We start from the raw sequence: 7,441 nt of genomic DNA, 5'->3' as shown, positions 1-7,441 counted from the left end.
TGTCTAATTAGTAACCCACATTCTACCAATATCACTTTTTCGGGATCCATTGCTACCTATTAGTGACCCACTTTTTCCAATAGCTACTTTTTCGGGATCCATTGCTGCTTATTAGTGACTCACTTTTTCCGTTAGCTACTTTTTCGGGATCCATTGCTGCTTATTAGTGACCCACTTTTTCCGATGGCAACTTTTTCGGGATCCATTGCTGCCTATTAGTGACCCACTTTTTCCGATGGCAACTTTTTCGGGATCCATTGCTGCTTATTAGTGACTCACTTTTTCCAATAGCTACTTTTTCGGGATCCATTGCTACCTATTAGTGACCCTCTTTTTCCGATAAGCACTATTTCGGGATCCATTGCTACCTATTAGTGACCCACTTTTTCCAATAGCTACTTTATCGGGATCCATTGCTACCTATTAGTGACCCACTTTTTCCAATAGCTACTTTTTCGGGATCCATTGCAGCTTATTAGTGACTCACTTTTTCCGTTAGCTACTTTTTTCGGAATCTATTGATGCTCATCGGTGCCTGGCACCTAATTTTGCTATTAGCTTACTACCGGCGCTTTTGAGTTTTTCGTTCCTATTTTACCTTCCTTTTTGCCACGAACATATTGAGAGATAAATAGTAGAGTCAGTAGTGTTACGCCGGTCAGATCTGTGATCCAGTGGCCGTGAATTAAAACAAGTGCTGCTACCAATGCTGCTAATCTTTCAAACCAGAAATACTTTACAAATAACCATCTTTGAATAAAAGAGGCGAAAGCCACAATGCCAATTAATGCCGTAAAAATATTAATACTGACATCAATCCATGTTGCATCTGGGTTTAATAATAAAATCGTTGGGTTTGTCGCAAAAGCAAACGGGAGCAACAACGCCCCTGAATCGAACTTAAATCCTTGGATCCCTGTTCGAATCGGCTCTGCCCTAGCAATTCCTGCAGTTGCGTATGCCGGTAAATTAATCGGTGGTGTGTCATCTGCTAATACGCCATAATACAACACGAATAAATGGGCAGCAAGAAGCGGAACACCTAGACCAACTAATGCCGGAGCAATCATCGCAGCTAAAATAACGTAGGTTGCCGTCGTTGGTAGCCCTAACCCTAATATTAAACATGCAAAAACAGTAAGAATTAACGCAAAATATAATTGAGTATTATCAAAAACTAAAAACGATGGGAGCATCGCAGTAACATTCCCAGAGAAGGAAATGATCATATTTGATAATTTTAGAGATAAGCCAGTTAAATTTACAACCCCGATTAAAATTCCAGCTGTTCCACAAGCAACGATAACAGCTAATGAATTTCTTGCCGCTAACTCAAACCCGTTAATGAGCTCTGTTAGCCCGTAACGAACAGGGGCGGATTCTACTTTTAATTTCTTTTGTCCTACAGCAAAGAGCACGGCAATCACTAAACTAATCACGATTAAAAATGGAATTTCGTTTCTCCATAAAATATCGCGACTCGTAAATTGGTTTACAAAAGAAATGATATATTTAAGACTAAAAGAAAAGCCAATTAACACTGCGGCATACAACAAACTTCTACCAATTCTTTCTTTAAAACGGTGTGCAAAAAACGCGAGCACTAAAATAACCACGATTGAGAAAAAAGCAGAGTTTGGAACCGTAAAACCTTTAATTAAGAAATATAGTAAAACAAAGATTGGTAAGATCAAATAACCTTGTTGAAGCAACGTTTTTCTTGCGGAAACGAGCTCGCTTTTCTTCAGACCACTAATATTATTTTTAGCGGCTTCAAAATGGACCATTAACAGGATGGCCACATAGCAGAGGATCGCCGGAATAAACGCACTTTTAATAATTTCAACATACGGGATATTCGTGTATTCAATCATTAAAAACGCAGCAGCTCCCATTATCGGTGGTAAAAATTGACCACTTGATGATGCGGCTACTTCAATCCCTCCTGCTACATGAGGTTTAAAGCCTACTTTTTTCATGAGCGGAATAGTGAACGTACCTGTTGTGACAGCATTGGCTGTCGAACTTCCAGAGATACTCCCTAGCATTCCACTTGCTAGGACGGCAGCTTTTGCAGGACCGCCTTTGAAACGGCCAAAGGCTCTTAGCGCTAAATCAATAAACATTTTCCCCGCACCTGTCGACTCCAAAATCGCGCCAAATAGAATAAAAATAAAAACATACGTTGCCGAAACACTAATTGGTGTGCCAAAAATCCCTGCAGTTGTATACGTCATTTCATAAAAAAAACGGTCAAAGTCTGCTCTCACATGCCTAAAAGCACCAGGCATATGCTCGCCCAAAAAGTAATAGGCTATAAAAACACTAGCAATAATAACTAATGGTTTACCAACAACTCGCCTCGTAGCCTCTAATACCAATAGCACAAGAGCAACCCCAACCGAGACATCCAATGTTGTCGGTCGTGCACTTAAAATTGAAGGTGAATGTTGATTTTGAATGATATAAAACCCGACAAAAGCAACAATTAAAGCAATACACAAGTCATACCAAGGAACTTTCTTTTGACTCAAACCTTTTTGGATTGGATACATTAAAAAAACTAAGGCTAGACCCATTGTTAGATGAAAAATAAGGTGCGTCCTAGTTGACACTTGGAGTCCAAAACCAGCGGTATAGAAATGGTAACCAGACATGATCAAACATACAAATAAGACCACTACTGCCCATCTTCCCGTTAATATTCGGTCACTACCTTCTAATTCCAAAGCTTTATTCAAATCGACCTTTTCTTTACTCATCCTCTCGCTCCTTTCCTTCTTAATTTCAGACCCGAAAAATAAATTCAAACCAACTCAAGCTTTTTATATAAAACTTAATATGGGTTCTTGTAAAGGGCTGTTCTGATAAGAAAACAACTTTGTCGCGAAAATGAAATGTATGTGAATGTAAATGTGATGGCTGCATGTGGAGAACATCGATTGGTTCATAGAGATCTTTCATGATGTAATAGCCATCAATGATTTCTACCGTTCCTTTAAATTGAGAAGGCAATCCAGCGCCAAATGACCTTGTCCAGCTTTCCATAGCAAAAATTTGTCCAGTACGGTCAACCTTAAATTTTTCAATCACTAGTGATTTTTCAACAGAATGAATATATTCGTGCCAAAACCATTCGTCAGCTAAAATTCGATTTTTCCACAAGATTTCCTTAGTCTTCGCCTCTTCAATGACGAGAATTTTATGTGGGCTAGACAGCGTCGAAATAAACAAGAAAAGCATGGTGCTACAAACGATTATAATTACTTTCTTTTGTTTAAAAAGGGCATTGCAAACACGCAATGCCCTTTCTGAAACTCGTGCCCTCTTACTTATTAGCTTCATCAAAATAACGCTGTGCTCCTGGGTGAACTTCAATAGACATACCATCTAATGCCGTTTCTAATGTAATATCTTTACCACGAGCATGAGTCGCTTCAATAACATCTAAGTTTTCAAAGATAGCTTTTGTCATTTCATAGACTTGATCTTCTGGTAATGTTTTGCTGACAATAATCATCGCTTGTACAGCGACTGTTGTTGCATCACTACTAGTACCATACACGTCACTCGGCAGATCAAAATGAGTATAGTATGGATATTTTTCCGTTAATTCCTTTATTTTATCTGGATTAATACTAACGATACGTACTTCCCTACTTGCTTTTAATGCTTCAATCGCACCAGTTGGCGTACCCGCTGTAATAAACGCAGCATCAATGTTGCCATCTTGAATTCCGCTAGCAGCATCACCAAAACTCATAAATTCAATATTTAAATCGTCATACGAAATACCATGAGCTTCAAGGATTTGCTTTGCGTTAGCTTCTGAACCAGAACCTTGGTCACCAACGGCGACACGCTTCCCCTTTAAGTCATCGACAGTTTCAATTCCACTATCGGCAGATGTCACAATTTGGACGACTTCAGGATAAAGAGTAGCAATCCCATAAAAATTATCTGTCACTTGTTCAAACATGTTTGAGCCTTCATGAGCATAGTAAGCAATATCATTTTGCACTAAACCTAATTCAGCTTTTCCATCATTAATGTCGTTACTATTAACAGTAGACGCCCCACTTGTAACCCCAGTTGCAGTTACACCATCAACATTCTCACTAATAATTCGCGCCATTGCTCCACCTAGTGGAAAATAAACCCCTTGCTCCCCACCAGTTAAAATCGTGACATCTTTTACCCACTCACCATCTCCTGATTTACCTGAATCAGAACTACCACACGCAGCAAGAAGCGTCCCCACCGCAAGTAGTAAAACAAATAATAAACTATACTTTTTCAAAGTACTTACCCCCTAATTTAATTGTTTTATACATGGTTCCTACGAATAAACCAAGTTGGTAAAGTATATGTCCAAATATTACAAATATTACTGAAGCATTTACTCTTTGTTGCCTGCGTAATTTAGGTGCCCGGCAGCTATTAGTGACCCACTTTTACTCGTAATACCTTTTTCGAGATCCAATACTGTCTATTAGTGACCCATATTTATTCGCCATACTTTTTTCGGGATCCATTGCTGTCTATTAGTGACCCATATTTACTCGCCATACCTTTTTCGGGCACCATTACTGTCTTTTAGTGACCCATATTTACTCGCCATACTTTTTTCGGGCTCCATTACTATCTATTAGTGACCCATATTTACTCACAACGGTTTTTTCGGGATCCATTACTGTCTATTAGTGACCGAAATTTACTCGCCATACTTTTTTCAGGCTCCATTACTATCTATTAGTGACCGAAATATACTCACAACACTTTTTTCGGGATCCATTGCTGTCTATTAGTGACCGAAATTTACTCACAACACTTTTTTCGGGATCCATTGCTGTCTATTAGTGACCGAAATTTACTCACAATACCTTTTTCGGGATCCATTACTGCCTTAAAGTGGACTTCTGTCAAGAAATGTGACAAATTTCTATTATTCACTAGATTTTCTCCATCTTGAAACGATTTAGGGGTAAAATGAGCGTAAGACTATGATTAAGGATGTGATATGATGCATCAGGAACAAATTAACGAGGAAGTTATTCGGATCTTAAGTGAACATAAGGTTGGGACACTTTCGACTATGAAGGGAGATCAGCCATTTTCGAGGTATATGATCTTTCGCAATGAGGAGTTTACACTCTATACAATCTCTAGTAAAGCTACTGAAAAAGTGCAAGACATCCTAGAAAATAATAAAGTCCATATTCTATTAGGTTTTGAGGGTGGCGGCTATGGCAAGCCTTACATTGATATGACGGCTGAGGCAACGATCCACGATGACAAGGCACTAAAGGACAAGTTCTGGCACGATAATTTCCGGAAGTACTTAACGGGGCCAGATGACCCCAACTATATCGTAATTCGCTGTGAACCTAAGTCAATTCGTCTCATTAATCATCCTGATTTAGATGGACCAGCAACTATTAAATTCGATTAAATTGCATCAACGACAGTTGAAGCATTTTAAACTAGAAATCGCAGGTAACATTCTCTTCGCTGAAAAGCTGTAATGAATTTAAGCCGCTCTTTCAAGGATATCCAGTGACACCTTCTCATCTGGATTAATGCCGTTTTTAATAGGCCATCATCATTTTTCGCTTTTGATCAAACACGGTTTCCCGTAAAAAAAGTGATACTCCCTCAGTCAGAGGAGAATATCACTTTTTTCATTTAAACCAGCCTTTATCTTTGAACCTAGTAATTGCTTCGATGCGGTTGCTAACATCTAACTTATCAAGAATAGAAGAAATATAATTGCGGACTGTGCCAGTCGTAATGAATAACTGCCCTGCGATTTCCTTTGTACTCTTACCTTCAGACATTAGAACGAGCACTTCGCTTTCGCGGTCGGTTAATGGGTTTTCTTCACTATATACTTCATCTACTAACTCAGATGCGTAAATACGTTTGCCTTCCATGACACTGCGAATTGCGTTTACTAATTCTTCACTAGGGCTATCCTTTAACATATAGCCATTTACCCCAGCTTTGACTGCACGTTCAAAATAACCAGAGCGGGCAAATGTTGTTAGGATGATCACCTTACAGCCAATCCCCTTTAACTCTTCGGCTGCGTCCAAGCCACTCTTAAATGGCATTTCAATGTCCATAATACAAATATCTGGCTTATGAATTTGTACTAATTTTACAGCCTCCTCACCATTACTTGCTTTTGCCACAACAGACATATCATCCTCTAAATCTAATAGCGCTGCTAGGGCACCTAACAGCATTTTTTGATCCTCGGCAATGACAATTCGTATCATGGTAACTCCACCTCCACTTTTTGTTTGAAGACGTTTGGTACTCTAATGATAATCTGTGTACCTTCTTCAGAAACGATTTCTAGACTCCCATTGACGAATTCAAGCCGCTCTTTCATTCCTTGTAGTCCATTTCCCGTGAGGTTCGCTAGAGAGTTTCCTATACCTACTCCATTGTCGATGACTTTTACGATTAACTCTGTTTTTAATTGTTCAATGGTAATAGCACAGGCTGAGGCGTTACTATGCTTGACAACATTTGTAACGGCCTCTTTTATACACATACTCACTACATTTTCTGCAATAAGTGATGTATTAGGTATTTTGGCATTTCCTTCAAAAGTAAAAGCAATCCTTGCTGCTTTTAAGATTTGTTCAACTCGATAAACTTCATCTTCTAGCTTCGTTCCGCGCATTTCTGTAACCATTTCCCGAACTTCTTTTAAGGCGATACGAGCCGTTTTTTGCACATCTTTTATCTCTGAACGAGCTTGGTTTGGATTACTATTAATTAGTTTACTTGCTAAATCACTCTTTAAACCAATGAGCGAAAGCTTTTGACCTAAAGTATCATGTAGATCTCGGGAAATCCGCTGTCTTTCCTCTAATTTTACTAGCTCCGAAATTCTTTTATTGGCATCTTTTAACTGCCCTTGTAGCTTATCTTCTCTACTTTTGTTATACGTACTGACCGGAAGAAGAATGACCGCAATTACACTAAGTAGAACAAATGGCCACTGAGTCGTTAACACCTGCCTATGTATTGTCATGAAACCGTAGTAGATCGTTGTAAACGTACATGCAAGTAATATTCCATATAAAATGAAAAAGGTAATCCGGTTCTTTAAGTTTCCGATAAAAAAAGCCAGAAAAAGAAAAAAGTAAATATAACCAAACAACAGACTCATTGCTGTAGCAATCGCAATTTGAATACTCGTCCAAAAGTAGACCAACCATCCTTTAGAAGCGAACGATAACACGTAGCATATGAAAAATCCGACAATCATCGCAATCCCAAAAACGACTTGAGAAGTTGATGAAGATTGAAGAATAAAGTAGAAAGGAAGAATATAAAAAACAATCCATACAAAAGGACTTAGACCTGTATTTTTCCTGAATTTATCTCTAAAATTCTGCATACTTTTTCACCATCCTTAAGTACT

6 protein-coding genes are annotated in these 7,441 nt (G+C 38.7%); 1 reads left to right on the top strand and 5 read right to left on the bottom strand.

The window, feature by feature from the left end:
• Window positions 1-554: 554 nt before the first annotated feature.
• From ACK4M9_RS12380 to ACK4M9_RS12370, 3 genes are read right to left on the bottom strand one after another with little or no spacing between them, the layout of a single operon-like run.
• Entirely contained in the window at window positions 555-2,762 is a 2,208-nt protein-coding gene (locus ACK4M9_RS12380; RefSeq protein ID WP_409850857.1) for a TRAP transporter permease, read from the bottom strand.
• A gap of 25 nt (window positions 2,763-2,787) precedes the next feature.
• Window positions 2,788-3,345 (bottom strand): DUF1850 domain-containing protein, encoded by a 558-nt coding sequence (locus tag ACK4M9_RS12375; RefSeq protein WP_409850884.1) that lies wholly within the window; start codon window positions 3,343-3,345, stop codon window positions 2,788-2,790.
• Complete coding sequence (locus ACK4M9_RS12370) at window positions 3,329-4,300, bottom strand: TAXI family TRAP transporter solute-binding subunit (protein ID WP_409850854.1); 972 nt, start codon at window positions 4,298-4,300, stop codon at window positions 3,329-3,331. Before ACK4M9_RS12370 ends, ACK4M9_RS12375 begins: the two co-directional genes overlap by 17 nt.
• 720 nt (window positions 4,301-5,020) lie before the next feature.
• Here ACK4M9_RS12370 and ACK4M9_RS12365 point away from each other — a divergent pair.
• On the top strand, window positions 5,021-5,452 hold the full coding sequence (locus ACK4M9_RS12365) for a pyridoxamine 5'-phosphate oxidase family protein (RefSeq protein ID WP_409850851.1): 432 nt from the start codon (window positions 5,021-5,023) through the stop codon (window positions 5,450-5,452).
• 229 nt (window positions 5,453-5,681) lie between these two features.
• Here ACK4M9_RS12365 and ACK4M9_RS12360 read toward each other — a convergent pair whose 3' ends face one another.
• The gene (locus tag ACK4M9_RS12360; protein ID WP_409850848.1) at window positions 5,682-6,281 is read right to left on the bottom strand and encodes a response regulator; all 600 of its coding nucleotides are present in this window, start codon (window positions 6,279-6,281) and stop codon (window positions 5,682-5,684) included.
• Complete coding sequence (locus ACK4M9_RS12355) at window positions 6,278-7,417, bottom strand: sensor histidine kinase (RefSeq protein ID WP_409850845.1); 1,140 nt, start codon at window positions 7,415-7,417, stop codon at window positions 6,278-6,280. The genes ACK4M9_RS12360 and ACK4M9_RS12355 overlap by 4 nt, the downstream gene beginning before the upstream one ends.
• Window positions 7,418-7,441: the final 24 nt, after the last annotated feature.

This window comes from Anaerobacillus sp., from assembly GCF_046314235.1.
Lineage (GTDB): Bacteria > Bacillota > Bacilli > Bacillales > Anaerobacillaceae > Anaerobacillus.
The sequence above is the reverse complement of the archived record's forward strand: the minus strand, read 5'-3'. Positions and strand labels throughout refer to the sequence as shown.